Source organism: Arenimonas metalli CF5-1, assembly GCF_000747155.1.
GTDB classification, from domain to species: Bacteria; Pseudomonadota; Gammaproteobacteria; order Xanthomonadales; family Xanthomonadaceae; genus Arenimonas; species Arenimonas metalli.
In genome coordinates, this window is the sequence record NZ_AVCK01000017.1 from 1 (window position 1) to 19,352 (window position 19,352).

Below are 19,352 nucleotides of genomic sequence, written 5' to 3' on the forward strand. Positions count from 1 at the left end.
CGCAGCGGCACGCCCAGTGCGGCCGCGACCGGCCGCGCCAGCTCCAGCGCCTGGTCGTAGCCGCGCTGCCGCAGCCGGGCCGGATGCAGCGGCACCGGCACCAAGGCCCCGGGCCGCGGCGCCCCGGCCAGGCCCCGGGCGAGCCCGGTAGCCATCAGCTCCGCCAGCAGCCGGCCGGCGGCCAGGTCGCCGTGGAACTTGAAGCGGGGCAGCAGCCGGTCGAGCGGGAAGCGGTAGGCCAGCGCGGCGACCGTGGCGTCCAGCGGCGGCGGCCGGCGCAGGCAGCGGCCGCAGCGAAACCCCGGCCCGGCGGGCAGCGGAAGGGCGCAGGTGGGGCAGGCGGGGTGGTTCCAGGGCAGGTCGCCGCGGCAGGCCGCGCAGAGATCCTGCCCGTCGGCGCCGGGCAGCCCGCAGACCAGGCAGCGCAGGGGCAGCAGGGCCCGGCCCAGCCACCGAGAAAATCGGACAGGCCAGGTCATGCCGCGATGTGCTCCACTTCACGGATCGGCGGGCGCGGACGGGGATAGCCTCCGGCTTCGGGTTCGCGGTCGGTCGGGGGTCGGCCGTCAACCTGGGGCAGTGCGGTTTGGTTGACAGGGGTGGGCATGCTCACCAGACTGCCGCACTCCATTAATGCAGCGCCGTCAGGGGTTTGCCATGTCTGCCGTCATCCGCCACGACTGGACGCGCGAAGAAGTCCTCGCGCTGTTCGATCTCCCCTTCCCCGTGCTGATGCAGCGCGCCGGCGCCGTGCACCGCGAGCGCTTCGACCCCAGCGAAGTCCAGGTCTCGACCCTGCTGTCGGTGAAGACCGGCGGCTGCCCCGAGGACTGCGCCTACTGCCCGCAGGCGGCCCGCTACAACACCGGCGTGGACGCCACCAAGCTGATGTCCACCGACGAAGTGCTCGAGAAGGCCCGCGCCGCCAAGGCCGCCGGTGCCTCGCGTTTCTGCATGGGCGCCGCCTGGCGCAGCCCGAAGGACCGCGACATCCCGAAGGTGGCCGAGATGATCCGCGAGGTGAAGGCCCTGGGCCTGGAAACCTGCGCCACGCTCGGCATGCTCAAGGCCGACCAGGCCGTGGCCCTGCGCGCCGCCGGCCTCGACTACTACAACCACAACCTCGACACCGCGCCTGATTTCTACGGCGACGTGATCAAGACCCGCGAGTACCAGGACCGCCTGGACACCCTCGGCCACGTGCGCGACGTCGGCATGAAGACCTGCTGCGGCGGCATCGTCGGCATGGGCGAGTCGCGCGCGCAGCGCGCCGGCCTGCTGCAGGCGCTGGCGAACCTGCCGGCGCACCCGGATTCGGTGCCCATCAACCGCCTGGTGCAGGTCGAAGGCACGCCGCTCAAGGGCACCGCGCTGCTCGATCCGTTCGAGTTCGTGCGCACGATCGCGGTCGCCCGCATCGTGATGCCGGCCTCGATGGTGCGGCTGTCGGCCGGCCGCGCCGAGATGAACGACGAGCTGCAGGCGCTGTGCTTCCTGGCCGGCGCCAACTCGATCTTCTACGGCGAGAAGCTGCTGACCACCGGCAACCCGGACGTCGACGCCGACCGCGCCCTGTTCGAGCGCCTGGGCCTGCGCCCGATGGAGGTCGTGCAGGAATCGAACACCGTGCATGCCGACATCGTCGCGCCGGCCACCGCCTCCTGCGCCGCCTGACATGCCGCGCCAGCGCCTCGCCGAACGCCTTGCCGCCGCCCGCGCCGACCGCGAGGCCGCGCAGGCCGTGCGCACCCGGCGCGTGGTCGAGGCGCGCGAAGGCATGCAGGTGCTGGTGGATGGCCGCCAGCTCACCAGCTTCTGCGGCAATGATTACCTGGGCCTGAGCCAGCACCTCGACGTCGTGGCCGCGCTGCAGGAAGCCGCCGCCTGGCACGGCGTCGGCAGCACCGGTTCGGCCGGCGTCAGCGGCCACCACGCCGAGCACGCCGCGTTCGAGCGCGAGATGGCGCAGTGGCTGGGCTACGAGCGCGGCCTGTTCTTCGGCACCGGCTACCAGGCCAACCTCGCCGTGCTGCAGTCGCTGCTGGGCGAGGGCGACCTGTGCGTGCAGGACAAGCTCAACCACGCCTGCCTGATCGACGGCGCGCGCCTGTCGCGCTGCGAGCTCAAGCGCTATCCGCACGCCGACGTGGAGGCCGCGATGCGCCAGCTGATGACGCGCCGCGACGGCGTGGCGATCCTCGCCACCGACGGCGTCTTCAGCATGGACGGCGACCAGGCGCCGCTGGCCGACCTGGCGCTGGTGGCGCGCGCGCAGGACGCTTTGCTGTACGTGGATGATGCCCACGGCGTCGGCGTGCTGGGGCCGGAAGGCCGCGGCAGCCTGGCGGTCGCGGGCCTGGGCGCGCGCGAAGTGCCGCTGCTGCTGGTGCCGCTGGGCAAGGCCTTCGGCGGCCAGGGCGCGATGCTGCTGGGCAGCCACGCGGTGGTCGGCCACATCGCCGAGACCGCGCGTCCGTATCTGTATTCGACCGCGCCGGCGCCGGCGATGGCCGCCGCGATGCGCGCGAGCCTGAAGCTGATCCGCAGCCAGCCCTGGCGGCGCGCCAAGCTGGCGTCGCTGGTGGCGCGTTTCCGCCGCGGCGCCTCGGCGCTGGGGCTGCCGCTGCAGGAATCGTTCACGCCGATCCAGCCGATCGTGCTCGGCGACAACGCGCGCGCGCTGTCGCTGTCGGCCGCGCTCGAGCAGGCCGGCTACCTCGTCACCGCGATCCGGCCGCCGACGGTGCCGGAGCAGCAGGCGCGGCTGCGCATCACGCTGAGCTGCGAACACAACGAGCGCGATGTGGACGGCCTGCTGGCCGCCCTCGCGGAAGCCCTCGGCGCCCGCAAAGCCCCGCAGCCGGCATGACCCTGTTCCACGACGTGCGCGGCCAGGGCCCGGACCTGGTGCTGCTGCATGGCTGGGCCATGCACGCGGGCATCTTCGCGCCGCTGGTGGCCCGGCTCGAGCCGCACTTCACCCTGCACCTGGTCGATCTGCCGGGCCATGGCCGCAGCGCCGGCACCGGGCTGCCGCTGCGGCTCGCGGAAGCCGCCGACGCGGTGGCCGCGGTGGTGCCGGCACGCGCGCTGTGGCTGGGCTGGTCGCTGGGCGGTCTGGTGGCGCTGCAGCAGGCGGCGACGCGACCGCAGGCCGTGCGCGGCCTGGTGATGCTGGCCGCCAGCCCGCGCTTCGTGCGCGGCGAGGACTGGGCGGCGGGCATGGACGCCGCGGTCTTCCGCAATTTCGCCAGCGAGCTGGGCCGCGACTACCGCGGCACCCTCGATCGCTTCCTGATGCTCGAGGCGCAGGGCTCGGACCACGTGCGCGAGGAACTGAAGCTGCTGCGCGCCGAAGTCTTCGCCCACGGCGAGCCGGCCGCCGACGTGCTGTGCGAGGGCCTGGGCCTGCTGGAGGACAGCGACCTGCGCGCCGCGCTGCCGGCGCTTGCGATGCCAAGCCTCTGGCTGGCCGGCCGGCGCGACCGGCTGGTGTCGCCCGCGGCGATGCTCGCCGCGTCGGAAGCCGCGCCGCAGGGCCGTTTCGTGCAGGTGGAAAGCGGCGGCCACGCGCCCTTCCTCACGCATGCCGGTGAAGTGGCCGATGCGCTGCTCGCCTTCGCCGCGGACTGCGCGCCGTGAGCGGCCTGTTCGACCGCCGCCACCTGCGCCGCGCCTTCGGCCGCGCCGCGCCGAACTACGCCGCGGTGGCCGCGCTGCAGCGCGAGGCCGAGGCGCGCCTGCTCGAGCAGCTTGATTACCTCGACGACCGCCAGCCCGCGCGCATCCTCGACCTGGGCTGCGGCCCGGGCCGCGCCGCCGGCGCGATGAAGAAGCGCTGGCCCAAGGCCGAGGTGATCGCCCTCGACGCCGCCCTGCCGATGCTGCGCGAAGTGCCGCGCCACACCCGCTTCTGGCGCCCGGTGCGGCGGGTGAACGCCGACGTTTCGCAGCTGCCGCTGGCCGACCAGTGCGCCGACGTCATTTTCTCCAGCCTGTGCCTGCAGTGGGTGGACGACCTGCCCGCCACGCTGTCGGAGTTCCGCCGCGTGCTGCGTCCGGGCGGGCTGATGCTGCTGTCCACCTTCGGCCCGGCCACGCTGTCGGAACTGCGCGATGCCTACCTCGCCTGCGGCGAAGTGCCGCCGCTGTCGCCGTTCGCGCAGATCCAGCAGGTGGGTGACGCGATGCTGGCCGCCGGCTTCAAGGACCCGGTGCTCGAGCGCGACGAGTACACGCTCACTTATCCCGACCTGCGCAGCCTGATGCAGGAGCTGCGCGCGATCGGCGCCGGCGACGCGCGCCACGACCGCCCGCGCGGGCTCGGCGGCCGCGGTCGCCTGCAGCGCGTCACCGCGCAGTACGAAGCGCTGCGCCGCGACGGCGTGCTGCCCAGCACCTGGGAAGTGATCACCGCCCAGGCCTGGGGCCCGGCGCCGGGCGCGCCGCGACGCGATGGCGGCGCCGACCTCGCCAGCTTCCCGGCCGATCGCATTCCGGTGCGGCGGCGGTAGACTCGCCGGGTCCCCCCGACCCGGAGCCGCCATGACTCGTCTTTCCTCCGAGCGCCTGCTCGTCCTCGCGCTGGCCGCCAGCCTCGCCGGCTGCGCCACCACGCGCACCGAGATCGCGTCCACCGATGACGCCGCGGTGCTGGAAGGCACCGAGTGGCGCCTGGTCGCCGCGCCCGGCGAGGCCTCGGTGCCCGACGTCGGCCCCGGCGCCGCCACGCTCCGCTTCGAGGCGGAACGTTTTTCGCTCGGCGGCCCGTGCAACAGCCACACCGGCGGCTGGTCGCGCGACGGCATGCAGCTGCGCCTCGGCGGGGAAGGTGCGGCGATCGCCAGCACCCGCCGCATGTGCCCGCCGCAGATCATGGCGCGCGAAACGGCGCTGGTGCAGGCGATGATGGCGCCGCTCACGCTCGGCTTCGACGGCCCGTTCCTGCAGCTGCGCGCCGCGGATGGCGCCAGCTGGCGCTTCGACAGCCGCCCGCCGGTCGCCAACGCGCCGCGCGAGCGCATCGTCCAGATCGCCGGCCAGCGCGCGCCGTGCACCGGCATCGCCCAGCAGCTGTGCCTGCAGGTGCGCACCCAGCCGGGTGCGCCGTGGGAGCTGCACTATGGCGACATCGAAGGCTTCGACTGGCAGGTCGGCGTGGAGTACGTGCTGCGCATTCGCGAGACCACGGTGGCCAACCCGCCTGCCGACGGCAGCGGGCGGCACTGGCAGCTGATCGAAGTGCTGGACAGCAGCCAGGACTGAGCCGCCCCTCGGCGAACCGGACAGGAGGACGCGACGTGTCATCCCTCTACTACCTCGCCGCCGGGCTGGCGACGATCACGGGCCTGGTGCATTCGGTGCTGGGCGAGCGCCTGATCTTCCGGCACCTGCGAAAAGGCACGCTCGTGCCGTCCGAAGACGCACCGCCGCTGCGCGGACGCCACGTGCGGATCCTGTGGGCCACCTGGCACCTGGGCAGCGTGTTCGGCTGGGCCTTCGCCGGGGCCCTGGTGGCGCTTGCGACGGGCGCCCGCTCGCTGGAGTCGATACTGGTGGCGGCGGTAGTGTCCGCCTACACGGGCGGCGCGGTGCTGGTGTTCGTGGGTACCCGCGGCCGCCATCCCGGCTGGGCCGCGCTGCTCGCGGTCGCGGTGCTGGCCTGGCTCGCCGCGGGCCCGGCCTGACGGATCCTGATTCGAACCGGGGAAGACGATGGCCAACAGGACAGGGGCAGCCTGCTTCTCGATCAACAGCGCATGGCTGGTGCTGGCCTGGCTGGTGAGCGCCGTCAGTTGAAGAAGAAGCGAGCCAGGAGCCGCGGCATCCGGCATCCCGCGCGGAACGCGGTGGTGTTCGGGCTGGCCACGCTCGCGGGCGTCGCCCTGGTCTGGATGGGCGCCGTCGACATGCGCGAAACCGGGCGGAGCGGTTCGCCATGGCTCGCGCTGGGGCTGTTTCCGGCGCTGCTGTGCCCGATCGCCTTCGTCCATTACCTCAGGATGATCCCGGTCTTCCGCGACCTGCAGGGCGGCCGCAGCGCGATCGCGCGCTGGACGGTGCCTGCCGAAGAGTTCGATCGTTTCCGCGAGGAACAGCAGCGGATTCCCGCGGCCAGCATCCTGGTCAATTTCTACCGGCCGCCGAAGGACACCCCGGCCAGCGGCGTCGAGGTCATCTTCTCCGATCGCGGCGTGCTGGTCGGCGACGGTTACTTCCCCTTGTCGCCGACCGGGAAGCGGCGGCTGCAGAGCGTGGCTTACGTGGCCTCCGATCCGCCGACGATCGAATTCGGGATGGTGATCACCACGAGCGTCCGCACCTCGAGCCTGACCTACGCGACCCAGCGCGCCCTGGAAACGCTGCGCGTGCCGGTGGCGACCGATGCGCGGCGACAGGCGGGCGAGGTCGTGGACCGCTTCCAGTCCGCCATCGACCGCGGCTGAGCCCGGGGCCGCGCCTCCCGCGCGACGCCCGCCTCAGTCGAGCGCGTCGTGGCCGCCGAGATCCGCGTGGCCGCCGCCGCCCGACTCGAAGGTGCGCACGCGCTTGGCGTCGCGGCGCGCTTCGGACAGGCGGCGGATGCGCTCACGAAGCGACTCGGCGTCCTTCAGCCAGGGCAGGTGGATTTCAGGCGTCGAAGCGTCGGTGGTGAAAAGCACCACCTCGCCCAGGCCGAACATCCGTTCGAAGAAGGTCTGCTCGAGCCGCGTATCGCGCACGCGGTAGAGCTCGAGGTCCTCGGTGCTGCGGTTGAACACGCCGCGCCGGATGGACAGCCGCTGGTCGGTCAGCGTGTACACCGTGTTGCGCACCACCAGCCAGCGCCAGAGTGCCCACGGAATCGGGATCAGCAGCAGGCAGGCGAGGAACCAGCCGGCGTTCTGCCACTGCGAGGGCGTGCCGGTCCATTCGCTGCGTTCGGTGTCCATGGGGGCTCCTGGGGGGGTCATGCCGAGACCTGGGCAATCCAGTCCTCGAGGTTGTAGTAGTTGGTGATGCGGGTGATCGCGCCATCCTCGACGTCGAAGAAGGCGCCGCCGGGCAGCACGTACTTCTGGCCGTGCGCGGGCGGCAGGCCGGTGTCGTTGGCGAGGTACTCGCCGTGCACCACGTACTCGGCGGCGACGCGGGTGCCTTCCTGGTTGGCCATCACGACGATGTCGCGCAGCTGTTCGCGGTAGCAGCGGTTCATGCGCGCCAGGAAGGCGGCGAAGGCGACCTTGCCGTTCTCGCGCGCGCCCTGGTTGATGTCGTGCGCCACGTCGGGGTCCAGGCGCGCCAGCATCCCCTCCCAGTCGCCGCGGTTGAAGGCGCTGTAGTAGGCCAGCACCAGTTCGATGGCGCGGTCGGCCGCGCGGTTGCCGTCGACGATCATGTCTTGCCTCGGGGGGTTACCAGGGGAGCGCGGCCAGGTCCACGTTGCCGCCCGACAGGATAAGCCCGATCCGGCGGCCGGCGAAGGGCTCGGGGTAGCGCAGCACCGCCGCCAGCACGGTGGCGCAGGACGGCTCGATGATGATCTTGAGCCGCGCCCAGGCCAGCCGCATGGCCGCCACGGTTTCGGCGTCGGTCACCACCAGGGCCTGCAGGCCGTCGCGCCGCATGATGGCCAGGTTGATGGCGCCGACGGTGCCGCGCAGCCCGTCGCAGACGGTGTCGGGCGTGAAGTCGGTGACGTGGCGGTTCTGGCGAAGGGATTCGAAGGTCTCGGCCGCGCCGGCCGGCTCGGCGCCGAACACCGGGGTGCCGCGCGCGGCCAGCAGGGTGCCGCTGGCCAGGCCGCCGCCGCCGAGCGGCGCCAGCAGCGCGTCCAGCGGGCCGGTCTCGTCCAGCAGTTCGAGCGCGGCCGTGCCCTGGCCGGCGATCACGCGCGGGTCGGTGTAGGGATGCACGAGGGTAGCGCCGGTTTCTTCCTGTACGCGTGCGGCGGCGGCCTCGCGCGCGGCGATGGTGGGCGCGCAGCGGTGCAGCACGGCGCCGTAGGCTTCGATCGCCGCCAGCTTGCTCAGCACCGCGCCCTCGGGCACCACCACGTGGGCGGGGATGCCGCGGCTGCGTGCCGCCAGCGCCAGCGCGGCGCCGTGGTTGCCGGAGGAGTGCGTGACCACGCCGCGGGGCGCGACGGCTTCGTCCAGTGACCAGACCGCGTTGCAGGCGCCCCGGAACTTGAAGGCGCCGCTGCGCTGGAAGTTCTCACACTTGAAGTGCAGCTCGGCGCCGGCCAGCGCATCGAGCGAGCGTGAGCGCAGCACCGGCGTGCGGCGGGCGTGCGGGGCGATGCGGGCGGCGGCGGCGAGGACGTCGTCGAAGCCGGGGAGGTCGGGGGTCATGGGCGGTCCGTCGTGGGGCGCGTGCTAGCCTAGCAAACCGCTGCCTGCCTCCCCCGGAAACCCGCACAGAATGAGCCTCCCCCGCGACGACGGCCACGTCCACCTGGCCGACTACGTCCCGCCCGCGTGGCGCATCCGCCACGCCGACCTCGCCTTCGACCTCGACCCCGACGCCACCGAGGTGCACGCCCGGCTGTCGCTGGATCCGGACCCGGACCAGCCCGGCCAGCCGCTGGTGCTGGACGGCGAGGAACTCACGCTGTTGTCGATCGCCGTGGATGGCCGGCCGCTGGCCGCCGACCGCTACACCTACGACGGCGCCACGCTGCGCATCGACGGCCTGGCCGGCGCCTGCGAACTCGAGACCCGCGTGCGCATCCATCCGGCCGGCAACACCCGGCTCGAAGGCCTGTACCCGAGCGGCCGCCTGCTGCTGACCCAGTGCGAGGCCGAAGGCTTCCGCCGCATCACCTTCTTCACCGACCGCCCCGATGTGATGCCGCGCTGGCGCATCACCCTGCGCGCCGCGCGCGAGCGCTTCCCGGTGCTGCTGGCCAACGGCAACCCGGTCGCGCGTCGCGAGCTCGACGATGGCCGCCACGAGTCGACCTGGGAAAACCCGCACCCGACGCCCTGCTACCTGTTCGCCCTCGCCGCCGGCGACCTCGACCGCGTCACGCACTCGGTGCGCACCGCCGAGGGCCGCGAGGTCGAGCTCAACGTCTGGGCCGAGCCCGGCGACGTCGCCCGCTGCGAGTACGCGCTGGGCGCGATCGAGCGCAGCCTGCGCTGGGACGAGCGCCGCTTCGGGCGCGGCTACGATCTCGACGTGTTCAACGTGGTCGCTGCCCAGGATTTCACCATGGGCGCGATGGAGAACAAGGGGCTGAACATCTTCAACGCCCGCTACATCCTGGCCGACGAGGCCACGGCCACCGACGCCGATTTCCTGGCGATCGAATCGGTGGTGGCGCACGAGTACCTGCACAACTGGTCGGGCAACCGCGTCACCCTGCGCGACTGGTTCCAGCTTTCGCTGAAGGAAGGCCTGACGGTGTTCCGCGACAGCGAGTTCAGCGCCGACCTGCATTCGCGGGCCATCAAGCGCATCGAGGCGGTGCGGGTGCTGCGCGGCCGGCAGTTCGCCGAGGATTCGGGCGCGCTGGCGCATCCGGTGCGGCCCGATCGCTACCGCGAGATCAGCAACTTCTACACGCTCACCATTTACGAGAAGGGCGCCGAGGTCATCCGGCTGCTGCACACGCTGCTGGGCGAAGACGTCTTCCGCGCCGGCATGGACCGCTACTTCGCCGACAACGACGGGCGCGCGGCGACGATCGAGGACTTCCTGGCCGCGCACGCCGCCGCCAGCGGCCGCGACCTCGCGCAGTTCGCGCTCTGGTATTCGCAGGCGGGCACGCCCGAACTGTCGATCGCCGAAGACTTCGATGCCGCCACCGGCGACTACACGCTCACCGTGGAGCAGCACGTGCCGCCGACGCCGGGCCAGCCGCTGAAGCAGCCGATGCTGGTGCCGCTGCGCTTTGCGCTGTACGACGTCGCCGGCGCCGCCATCACCGCCGCACCGGAAACCGACGCGGCGATCAACCCGGCGGGCTTCCACGGGGTTGCGACCAACGGCGCCATCGTCGAGCTGGTCGCCGCGCGCCACGTGCTGCGCTGGCGCGGCCTGCCGGGCAAGCCGCTGGCCACCTTCAACCAGGGCTTCGCGGCGCCGGTGAAGATCGCGTTCGCGCAGTCGCCGGCCGACCTGGCGCGCAGCGTGCGCGTCGAGCGCGACGAGGTGTACCGCTGGGACGGCCTGCAGCGCCTGGCCATGCGGGCGATCCTGCAGCACGACGCGCTGGCCGCCGATGCGCTGGAAGCGGCGCTGGACGACCTGCTCGCGGATCCGGCCGCCGATCCCGCCTTCGTCGCCGAATGCCTGGCGCTGCCGGACTTCGACACGCTGGCCGATGCGATGGCACCGGTGGAGCCGGACGCGCTGCTGGACGCGCGCGACGCCCTGCTCGACCGGCTGTCGCGCGCCCTGTCGGCGCCGCTGCTGGCGCGCTACGACGCCATGGCCGACGCCGCCGCACAGGGCCTGGAAGGCCCGGCGATGGCAGCCCGTGCGCTTCGCAACGCCTGCCTGGCCTGGCTGACCCGCCACGACCCGGCGGCGAGGCTGGCGCAGCGGCAGTTCGACGCCGCCCGCACGATGACCGAACGCGGGGCGGCGCTGCGCTGCCTGCTGCATTTCGGCGCGCCGGGCGCCGCGGCCGCGCTGGCGGATTTCCGCGCGCAGTTCGCCCACGACCCGCTGGTGACCGACAAGTGGATCGGCTGGGTCGTCACCCGCCCGCAGGCCTCGGCCAGCGACGACGTTGCCGCGCTGCTGGCGTCCGAGTGGTGGAAGCCCGCCAACCCCAACCGCGTGCGCGCCGTGCTCGGCAATTTCCAGCGCGGCAATCCGCGCGCCTTCCACCGCGCCGACGGCGCCGGCTTCCGCCTGGTGGCCGCACGGCTCGCGGCGCTGGACGCGACCAACCCGCAGGTGGCGGCCCGGTTGCTCGGCGGATTCGAAGGCTGGCGCCGCCTGCATCCGCCGCTGCGCGCGGTGGCCCGGGACACGCTGGCCGGCCTCGAGGGGCAGCTGCGCTCGCCCGACTGCCGCGACCTGCTGGCGCGGCTGTTGGTGGATTGAACGGCGCGCCGCGGCCCGGGTTTCAGCGCCCGGGCCGCTGGCCCATCAGGCTGGCCAGCGCCGAGCCCACGACCACCAGCACGGCGCCGGCGTAGCCGGCGATGCCGACCTGTTCCGGCGCCAGGCTGCCGGGCCAGATCGCCTGCGTTGCCGCCACCGCGCCCAGGCAGAGCAGGGGCGTGGTGGCGAGGATGGCCGACACTCGCGAGGCCTCCCAGTGCGCCAGCGCCTCGGCGAAGGCGCCGTAGGCCACCAGGGTGTTCAGCGCGCAATACAGCAGCAGCGCCCAGTGCAGTCCGTCGAGCTGCAGCAGCGTGACCGGCCGCGCCAGCGGCAGCAGCACCAGGCTGGCCACGACGTAGATGAAGAGCAGCATCGCCGGCGACGACAGCCGCAGCAGCAGCTGCTTTTGCAGCAGCGCGTAGCCGGCCCAGACCACCGCGGCCAACACCACCAGCGATGAACCGAACAGGTAGCCGGCGCCGCCGCCGTCGAGCTGGTCGCGGAAGAACAGCCCGAGCCCGCCGACGATCGTGGCCAGGCCCAGCCACTGCCAGCCGTTGAAGCGTTCGCGGAAGACGAAGATGCCGCCCAGCGCCATCAGCAGCGGCGCCAGCTGGATCAGCAGCTGCGCATTGGCGGGCGAGGTCTGCTGCACGCCCAGCAGGTAGAAGACGTAGTTGCCGATCAGCAGCAGCGCGGCCGCCAGCAGCATGGCCCAGCGCTTGCGGTCCAGCGTGGCGAAGCCGCCCAGCCCGCGCCGGGCCGCGAGCCACGCGAACATGAGCACGGCCGCCAACAGGAAGCGGAACCAGGTGAGGGTGTAGGGATCGACCTGCTCCAGCGTGACCTTGAGCGCCACCGGCAGCGTGGCCCAGCAGGCGGCCGTCACCAGCGCCAGCAGCAGGCCCAAGCGCCATCGTCCGGAGGCCTGGTGCAGCGACATATGGACGGGTCCCGTGGGCGTGAAGGCGGCGAACATTAGCACGCGGTCGGCGACGGGGAGGGTTAAGCACGGATTCACCGCCCGGCGCCGAGACTGGCCCGACTTCCGGGGGGAACGCCATATGTCGCGCCGCAACCTTTTGCTCGCCGTGCTGCTCGGGTTCGGACTCACCGGCTGCGTCAGCTACGGCGAGTACTACACCGAACGCGACCGCTACTACCAGGACGGCGGCTACTACTACCCGGCCGACGACGGCTACGGCGACTACTACGAAGCGCCCGACTATTACGACGACCCGTACTACGGCTATTCGTCCTGGAGCTACGACCGCTACTCCTGCCTGGGCTGGTATGGCTGCTCGCCGTTCTGGAGCCGCTACTACGCTCCGGTCCATTCCGGGTGGAGTTTCGGCATCGGCAGCCATTGGAGCTACAGCGGCTGGGGTGGCTACGGCGGCTACTGGTCGCCCTGGTACGACCCTTATTACTACCGCCCCCACTACCCGCGGCCCCGGCCCGACCATGGCGGCCGCCCGCAGCCGCCCGGCCCGCCCCCGGGCCCGCCGCCCGGCGGCGACACCGGCGGGGTGGGCACGACGCCCTTGCCCCGGCCCGGTGCACCGAGCCGCGGCCCCGGTCGCCCGGTGATCGTCGATCGCGAAGGCCGTCCCGGCCAGTCCGGTGCCGGCTTCCCGCCGGCGGGTCCGGGTCGTCCCGGCACCGACATGCCGACCGAGCGGCCCATCGAGCGCCCGGCCGACCGTGAGGCGCGCCCGCTGCCGCGCCCCGATTTCCGCGACTCCCGCCGCAAGCAAACGGAGGCTGGCGACGTCGGTCGCCCGCTGCCGATCCGTTCCGAACCGTCGCCGCGGCCGGCGCCGCGCCCCGCGCCGGACTACCGCCGCTTCGAATCGCCGCCGCCGTCGCGCGGCGGCGACTACGAGACGCCGCGCCCGAGGCCGCGCCAGGAGCCGATGATGCGCCCCGAGCCGCGGATGGAACCGCGCATGGCCCCGCGGCCAGAGCCGCGGATGGAGCCTCGCATGGCCCCCCGTGAGGTCTATCGCCCGGCTCCGCCAGCCAGCCGGCCGGAGCCGGCCCCGCGACCCGCGCCGCCGCCGCCGCGCCAGGCACCCCCGGAAACGAGAAATCCGTCACAAAACGAAGGACGCATCGACGAACAGTAGGTTTTTTGGCCGTCACCACGTTGCGCCGACCGAAGGGCCGGCGCATCCTGTCACCGCTGACTGACCCGGAGCGTCACATCGTGACGCTCGCGAATGCCCCCGCATCGCCTGTTCGGCGCCCGGCACCAGGTCCCCTGGATTCCCCCTGTTCCAAGACCCGCCGGGCGCCGACTTTCTTCCAGGACCGCGAAATCGCGTCCTTCTTTCAAAACCGCAAAAAAAAAGGGTCGGGAACTCCCCCCCGGGAGTTCCCGACCCTGGCATCCCTGTCGCGCGCCTGACCAGCCCCTGTTCAGTCTGGTCGACGCCCCCCGGCGTTGGCCGCGGCAGGTGCCATTGGGATTAAGCATGAAGCGTGCCAACCCCGTCGTGTGCAGGTTGGCACGGTGCGCGGGATAATCCGCGCCCCACCCGCGGCCCGGCCGGCGGACCCCTCGGAAAACTGGATGCACAGCTACGACGTCATCGTCATCGGCGGCGGACACGCCGGCACCGAAGCCGCCCTGGCTTCGGCGCGCGCCGGCGCGCACACGCTGCTGCTGACCCACAGCCTCGAGACCGTCGGCCAGATGAGCTGCAACCCGGCCATCGGCGGCATCGGCAAGGGCCACCTGGTGCGCGAGATCGACGCACTGGGCGGCGCCATGGCCCGCGCCGCCGACCTCGCCGGCATCCAGTGGCGCACGCTCAACGCGAGCAAGGGCCCGGCCGTGCGCGCCACCCGCGCCCAGGCCGACCGCGTGCTGTATCGCCAGGCCATCCGCGGCATCGTCGAGAACCAGCCCAACCTGTCGCTGTTCCAGCAGGCCGTGGATGACCTGGTGATCGAGGGCGACCGCGTCACCGGCGTCATCACCCAGAGCGGCCTGCGTTTCGACGCGCGCGCGGTGGTGCTGACCGCCGGCACCTTCCTCGCCGGCCGCATCCACGTCGGGCTGGTGAACTATCCCGGTGGCCGCGCCGGCGATCCACCCGCGACCACGCTGGCCCAGCGCCTGCGCGAGCGCCCGTTCGCCATCGACCGGCTCAAGACCGGCACGCCGCCGCGCATCGACGGCCGCAGCATCGATTACACCGGCCTGGCCGAGCAGCCGGGCGATATGCCGGTGCCGGTGTTCTCCTTCTTGGGCAGCGCCGCAGACCATCCGCGCCAGGTGAGCTGCTGGATCACGCATACCTCCGAACGCACCCACGAGATCATCCGCGGCGGCCTCGACCAGTCGCCGATGTACGCCGGCGTGATCGAAGGCGTGGGCCCGCGCTACTGCCCGAGCATCGAGGACAAGGTGGTGCGCTTCGCCGACAAGGCCTCGCACCAGGTGTTCATCGAGCCCGAAGGCCTGGATACGCACGAGGTCTATCCCAACGGCATCTCCACCTCGCTGCCGTATGAAGTGCAGGTCGCGCTGGTGCGCTCGATCAAGGGTTTCGAGAACGCGCACATCACCCGCCCCGGCTATGCCATCGAGTACGACTTCTTCGACCCGCGCGGGCTGAAGGCCTCGCTGGAAACCAAGCTCGTGGACGGGCTGTTCTTCGCCGGCCAGATCAACGGCACCACCGGCTACGAGGAGGCGGCGGCCCAGGGCCTGCTGGCCGGCCTCAACGCCGCGCGCCAGGTGCAGGGCCGCGAGGCGTGGTCGCCGCGCCGCGACCAGGCCTACCTCGGCGTGCTGGTGGACGACCTGGTGACGCATGGCACCACCGAGCCCTACCGCATGTTCACCAGCCGCGCCGAGTACCGGCTGCAGCTGCGCGAAGACAACGCCGACGCGCGCCTGACGCCGGTCGGCCGCGAGCTCGGCGTGGTCGATGAGGCGCGCTGGTCCGCGTTCTCGCGCAAGGCCGAAGCGGTCGAACGCGAACGCGCGCGGCTGCAGGCGGTGTGGGCCACGCCCGGCGGCGCGCTGGCGCGCGAACTCGAGCAGGCCACCGGCGTCAGCCTCAGCCGCGAGTGCACCGCGCTGGACCTGATGAAGCGGCCGGAGCTGGATTACTCCGCCATCGCCGCGCTGCCTTCGCTGGCGCCGGGCGTGGACGACGCCGCCGTGGCCGAGCAGGTCGAGATCGGCGTGAAGTATGCCGGCTACCTCGAGCGCCAGCACGACGAGATCGCGCGCAGCCGCCGCAACGAAGACACCCGGCTGCCGGAAGGCTTCGATTACGCCGGCATCCCCGGCCTCTCGGCCGAGCTGCAGGCCAAGCTCGCCGCCGTGCGCCCGGAAACCATCGGCCAGGCCCAGCGCATCCCCGGCATGACGCCGGCGGCCATCTCGCTGCTGCTGGTCTGCCTGGCCAAGCGCCGCGGCAAACGCGTGGCCTGAGCCGCGATGCCGGTCCGCTCGCATCCGCTGCACCGGCAGTGGCTGGCCCGCCGCCGCCGGCTGCGGCGCTGGCTGCGGCCGCTGCCGCGCCGCGCCAACGTGGCGCGCTATCCGATCATCAAGTGGTTCGCGGTCGCCGCCCGCAAGCGCCCTTACCTGTGGTCGTTCAAGCGCGCACAGGTCATGCCCTCGCTCTACGTCGGCGCGGTGCTGGCGCTGATGCCGGTCTATGGCCTGCAGGTCGCGATCGGCCTGGCGCTGGCGATCCTGGTGCGCGGCAACCTCACGGTGATGATCGCGCTGCAGATGATCACCAACCCGCTCACGCTCGGCCCGATCTACCTGGGCACGCACGCGCTGGGGCAGTGGCTGATCGCGCTCACCGGCTACGGCGAGGGCGTCGGCGAGATCGGCACGCGCGTCAATGCGCTGGTGGTGGGCGGCCTGGTCGCGGGCCTCGGCCTGGCCGTACTGCTGGACCTGGGCTGGCGCCTGCTCGCCTGGGAGGCGCGCCACTTCAGCGCGCAGCTGCGCGCGCTGCACCTGCTGCACGCGCCGAAGGACCCGGAGCCGCCCGCCGGGAAGTGACAGGCGGCGCCGGCTTCACTAGATTGCCGGCATGAAGATCCTGCTCACGTTGCTGCTCGCCCCCGGCCTCGCCGCGGCCGCCTCCGTCTCGCCCTGGTCGCTGCCCGCGCCGGCCGGTGCGTCCCAGCCGAACCTGTCGGTCGCGCCCGGCGGCGACCTGCTGCTGAGCTGGATCGAGCGACGCAGCGAGGGCGGCCATCGCCTGCGCTTCGCGCGCAGCACCGGCGCGACGGCCTGGTCGCCCGCGCGCACCATCGCCGAAGGCGACGACTGGTTCGTCAACTGGGCCGATTTCCCCGCGCTGCAGGCCCTGCCCGACGGCAGCCTGTGGTCGCATACGCTGGTCAAGAACGGCGACGCCACCTATGCCTACGACGTGCGCCTGCAGGTGTCGCGCGACGGCGGCGGCACCTGGCGCATCCTCGGCGCCGTGCACGACGACGGCACGCCGACCGAGCACGGCTTCGCCACCCTCTGGCCGCAATCGAAGGACGAGGTCGGCGTCGCCTGGCTCGACGGCCGGAACAGCGCCGGCGGCCACGGCGGCGGCCACGACGGCCACGGCGGTGCGATGACGCTGCGCAGCGCGCGCTACGGCGCCGATGGCGGCAAGCGCGGCGAGGCCGAGGTGGACGCCATGACCTGCGACTGCTGCCAGACCGACAGCGCGATCGGCGCCCGCGGCGTGCTGCTGGCCTACCGCGACCGCGCCGAAGGCGAGATCCGCGACATCCGCGTCACCCGTTTCGACGGCAAGGCCTGGACGGCGCCGGCGCGCGTACACGCCGACCAGTGGTTCATGCCGGCCTGCCCGGTGAACGGACCCGCCATCGCCGCCCGCGGCAATGCCGCCTGGGTGGCCTGGTACACCGGCGCCGGCGCCGCGCCCTCGGTGCGGGTCGCGCGCTCGACCGACGGCGGCGACACCTTCGGCGGCATGCGCGAAGTGGCGGTGGGCGAGGCCCAGCAGGGTCGCGTCGACCTGGCGGCCGATGCCGGCGGCGTCTGGATGAGCTGGGTGCAGGAAACCGGCGGCCGGCAGTCGCTGTGGCTGGCCCGCTTCAGCCCCGCGCTCGACGCCGAGCAGTTCCGGGTCAAGGTCGCCGACATCGCCGGCCGCGGCCGCGGCACCGGCTTCCCCCGGATGCAGCTGCGCGATGGCCAGGCCTGGCTGGCCTGGACCGAGGTCGTGGACGGCCAGCCCCGCCTGCGCGGCGCCCGCGTCCAACCCTGAACGGGAACGGCCCGACTGTACCTAGTGGTACGGATTCAGGCTTTGGATTAAGGTGCAGCGACGCCTCCGGCCAACCGGGGGTGGAGGCAGCGGCTCTAGGGGAGGGAGTGCAGCCGGCGCATGCGCCGCGCGGCATCTTGAGGAGACCCTGGGCGCGTGGTCACGCACTTAACTACAGTCCGACAGGAGTTTCCCATGCCCCGTTTCCATCGTTTGGCCGGCGCCGTTGCGCTCGCGCTCGGTTGCGCCGGCGCCGCCCAGGCGCAGAACTTCACTGGCTTCTTCGTCTTCGGTGACAGCCTCAGCGACGCCGGCAACGTCGCCGCCATCTCGGGCCTGCCGCCCGGCAACAGCTTCACCACCAACCCGGATCCGGTCGCGGCTGAAATCATCGCCCGCTACTTCGGCCTGCCCGACACCAATTCGCTGGCCGGCGGCCCGAACTTCGCCTGGGGCGGCTCCTGCGTCAACGCCACCGGCCCCTGCCTGAACCCGGTCCCGAACATCCCGACCCAGGTCTCGCAGTACCTCGCCAGCACCGGCGGCCGCGCTGATCCGAATGCGCTGTACAGCATCTGGGGCGGCGCCAACGACATCTTCGCCTCGCTGGGCACGCCGGCCACCGCGCAGGCCAACACGGTCGCCGCGGCCACCGCCTACGTGCAGCAGATCGGCCGCCTGCAGGCCGCCGGCGCGCGCTACGTCATCGTCTACAACCTGCCCAACCTCGGCGCCACGCCGCAGTTCGGCGCCAACCCGACCGTGGCTTCGTCGGTGTCGCAGATCACCGTGGTCTACAACACGGCGCTCAACACCGGCCTGGCGTCGCTGGGCGACGGCATCATCGCCATCAACACCTTCGGCCTGATCGCCGAGATCGTCAGCAACCCGGGTCTGTACGGCTTCACCAACGTCACCGGCGTCGCCTGCACCGGCTCGTCCGTGGCCTGCGGCCCGTCGGGCTCGGGCCTGCCGGCGAGCTACGCGCCGGGCACCAACGACACCTATCTGTTTGCCGACGGCGTGCACCCGACCGGCGCTGCGCACCGCATCCTGGCCAACGTCGTGCTGTCCACCATCGCGGCGCCGATCCAGGTGTCCTACGCCGGTGAAGGCGGCCTGCAGGCCGCCGCGGACCACAGCCGCGCCGTCAACGACGAGCTGATGTCGGACTTCCAGCTCAACCGCGAGGTGGGCTCGGTGCGCGGTTTCGCGACCGTGAACTTCGGCCAGCATGAGTACGAGGACAACGCCAGCACCAACATCCTCGGCGGCGACGCCGATGCGCTGTCGCTGACCCTCGGCGCCAACCACCGCATCAGCGAGAACGCGTACTGGGGCGTGGGCATCACGCTTGGCAACCACGACAACGCCGTGGCCAGCGCCGACATCGACAGCAACTCGGTGATCGGCTCGATCGGCGGCGCGCTGCGCTTCGGCGGCGGTGGCTACGTGCACGGCGCCGTCAGCGGCGGCAGCACCGATGTCGAGATCTCGCGCTTCATCGAGATGGGCGCCACCGTCCGCGAAGAGTCCGGCACCACCAACGCCAGCCAGTACGGCGCCGAGCTGGGCCTGGGCTGGCTGTTCGGTTCCGCCGACGGCCTGCAGCACGGTCCGTTCATCGGCGCCCAGTGGGTGCAGCAGACGGTCGACGGCTACGCCGAGGACAGCGGTTCGGCCACGGCGATGAACTTCTCCGAGTTCGACCGCGATTCGCTGGTCACCCGCGTCGGCTACCAGCTGATGGGCAACCTGGGCGACAGCGAGCGTGCGATCCGTCCGTTCGCGCGCGTGGCGTTCAACGAGGAAGGCGAGGACGACCAGGTCCGCGTCAACGCCGGCTCCAACTCGATGCCGGGCCGCTTCACCCTCGGCGGCTTCACGCCGTCGCAGGACTGGATCAGCGCCGACGTCGGCGTGCAGTTCATGGTCGGCGAGTCCACCACGGCCTACCTGTCCTACAACGGCCGCTTCGCGGACGACCTGCAGGACCGCAACACCTTCGGCCTGGGCCTGCGCACCACGTTCTGA

Annotated in this window: 18 protein-coding genes; 13 read left to right on the forward strand and 5 right to left on the reverse strand. The window is 72.4% G+C overall.

The features are described 5' to 3' along the window. A partial coding sequence (locus N787_RS07025; RefSeq protein ID WP_034212101.1) for a ComF family protein occupies positions 1-479 on the reverse strand: 479 nt, incomplete at its 3' end. Positions 480-657: 178 nt separating this feature from the next. On the opposite strand from N787_RS07025, the gene bioB reads away from it, so the two are divergent. The 7 genes from bioB to N787_RS07060 all read left to right on the forward strand — a co-directional run bounded on the left by bioB (position 658) and on the right by N787_RS07060 (position 6,446). Then, positions 658-1,674, forward strand: coding sequence for a biotin synthase BioB (gene bioB / locus N787_RS07030; RefSeq protein WP_034212102.1), 1,017 nt, complete (start codon positions 658-660; stop codon positions 1,672-1,674). Position 1,675: 1 nt separating this feature from the next. Beyond that, the gene (gene bioF, locus N787_RS07035; protein ID WP_034212103.1) at positions 1,676-2,869 is read left to right on the forward strand and encodes an 8-amino-7-oxononanoate synthase; all 1,194 of its coding nucleotides are present in this window, start codon (positions 1,676-1,678) and stop codon (positions 2,867-2,869) included. Continuing rightward, positions 2,866-3,642, forward strand: coding sequence for a pimeloyl-ACP methyl ester esterase BioH (gene bioH / locus N787_RS07040; RefSeq protein ID WP_034212104.1), 777 nt, complete (start codon positions 2,866-2,868; stop codon positions 3,640-3,642). Before bioF ends, bioH begins: the two co-directional genes overlap by 4 nt. Then, a complete protein-coding gene (bioC, locus tag N787_RS07045) occupies positions 3,639-4,514 on the forward strand; it encodes a malonyl-ACP O-methyltransferase BioC (RefSeq protein WP_034212105.1) in 876 nt (291 codons plus the stop codon). Before bioH ends, bioC begins: the two co-directional genes overlap by 4 nt. A gap of 31 nt (positions 4,515-4,545) precedes the next feature. Further along, entirely contained in the window at positions 4,546-5,265 is a 720-nt protein-coding gene (locus N787_RS07050) for an META and DUF4377 domain-containing protein (protein WP_052575234.1), read from the forward strand. 35 nt (positions 5,266-5,300) lie between these two features. Next, on the forward strand, positions 5,301-5,687 hold the full coding sequence (locus tag N787_RS07055; protein WP_034212107.1) for a hypothetical protein: 387 nt from the start codon (positions 5,301-5,303) through the stop codon (positions 5,685-5,687). Positions 5,688-5,759: 72 nt separating this feature from the next. Then, positions 5,760-6,446: a hypothetical protein gene (locus N787_RS07060; protein WP_156968945.1), complete on the forward strand. Its 687-nt coding sequence runs from the start codon at positions 5,760-5,762 to the stop codon at positions 6,444-6,446. 33 nt (positions 6,447-6,479) lie between these two features. Here the strand turns inward: N787_RS07060 and N787_RS07065 are convergent, their stop codons facing one another. From N787_RS07065 to N787_RS07075, 3 genes are read right to left on the reverse strand one after another with little or no spacing between them, the layout of a single operon-like run. Next, complete coding sequence (locus tag N787_RS07065; RefSeq protein ID WP_052575235.1) at positions 6,480-6,932, reverse strand: PH domain-containing protein; 453 nt, start codon at positions 6,930-6,932, stop codon at positions 6,480-6,482. Positions 6,933-6,949: 17 nt separating this feature from the next. Further along, entirely contained in the window at positions 6,950-7,378 is a 429-nt protein-coding gene (locus tag N787_RS07070; protein WP_034212110.1) for a ketosteroid isomerase-related protein, read from the reverse strand. 16 nt (positions 7,379-7,394) lie between these two features. Then, complete coding sequence (locus tag N787_RS07075) at positions 7,395-8,333, reverse strand: pyridoxal-phosphate dependent enzyme (protein WP_034212111.1); 939 nt, start codon at positions 8,331-8,333, stop codon at positions 7,395-7,397. 70 nt (positions 8,334-8,403) lie between these two features. Between N787_RS07075 and pepN the strand changes: the two genes are divergently transcribed. Next, the gene (gene pepN / locus N787_RS07080) at positions 8,404-11,040 is read left to right on the forward strand and encodes an aminopeptidase N (RefSeq protein WP_034212112.1); all 2,637 of its coding nucleotides are present in this window, start codon (positions 8,404-8,406) and stop codon (positions 11,038-11,040) included. A gap of 22 nt (positions 11,041-11,062) precedes the next feature. Here the strand turns inward: pepN and N787_RS07085 are convergent, their stop codons facing one another. Beyond that, complete coding sequence (locus N787_RS07085) at positions 11,063-11,986, reverse strand: DMT family transporter (RefSeq protein ID WP_034212114.1); 924 nt, start codon at positions 11,984-11,986, stop codon at positions 11,063-11,065. Positions 11,987-12,107: 121 nt separating this feature from the next. Between N787_RS07085 and N787_RS07090 the strand changes: the two genes are divergently transcribed. From N787_RS07090 to N787_RS07110, 5 genes are all read left to right on the forward strand, one after another. Beyond that, positions 12,108-13,172: a hypothetical protein gene (locus tag N787_RS07090; protein ID WP_034212116.1), complete on the forward strand. Its 1,065-nt coding sequence runs from the start codon at positions 12,108-12,110 to the stop codon at positions 13,170-13,172. A gap of 446 nt (positions 13,173-13,618) precedes the next feature. Beyond that, entirely contained in the window at positions 13,619-15,496 is a 1,878-nt protein-coding gene (gene mnmG, locus N787_RS07095; protein WP_034212117.1) for a tRNA uridine-5-carboxymethylaminomethyl(34) synthesis enzyme MnmG, read from the forward strand. A gap of 6 nt (positions 15,497-15,502) precedes the next feature. Further along, the gene (locus tag N787_RS14290; RefSeq protein WP_052575236.1) at positions 15,503-16,084 is read left to right on the forward strand and encodes a DUF2062 domain-containing protein; all 582 of its coding nucleotides are present in this window, start codon (positions 15,503-15,505) and stop codon (positions 16,082-16,084) included. Positions 16,085-16,115: 31 nt separating this feature from the next. Then, positions 16,116-17,318, forward strand: coding sequence for a sialidase family protein (locus N787_RS07105; protein ID WP_052575237.1), 1,203 nt, complete (start codon positions 16,116-16,118; stop codon positions 17,316-17,318). 195 nt (positions 17,319-17,513) lie between these two features. After that, on the forward strand, positions 17,514-19,352 hold the full coding sequence (locus N787_RS07110) for an autotransporter domain-containing protein (RefSeq protein WP_034212119.1): 1,839 nt from the start codon (positions 17,514-17,516) through the stop codon (positions 19,350-19,352).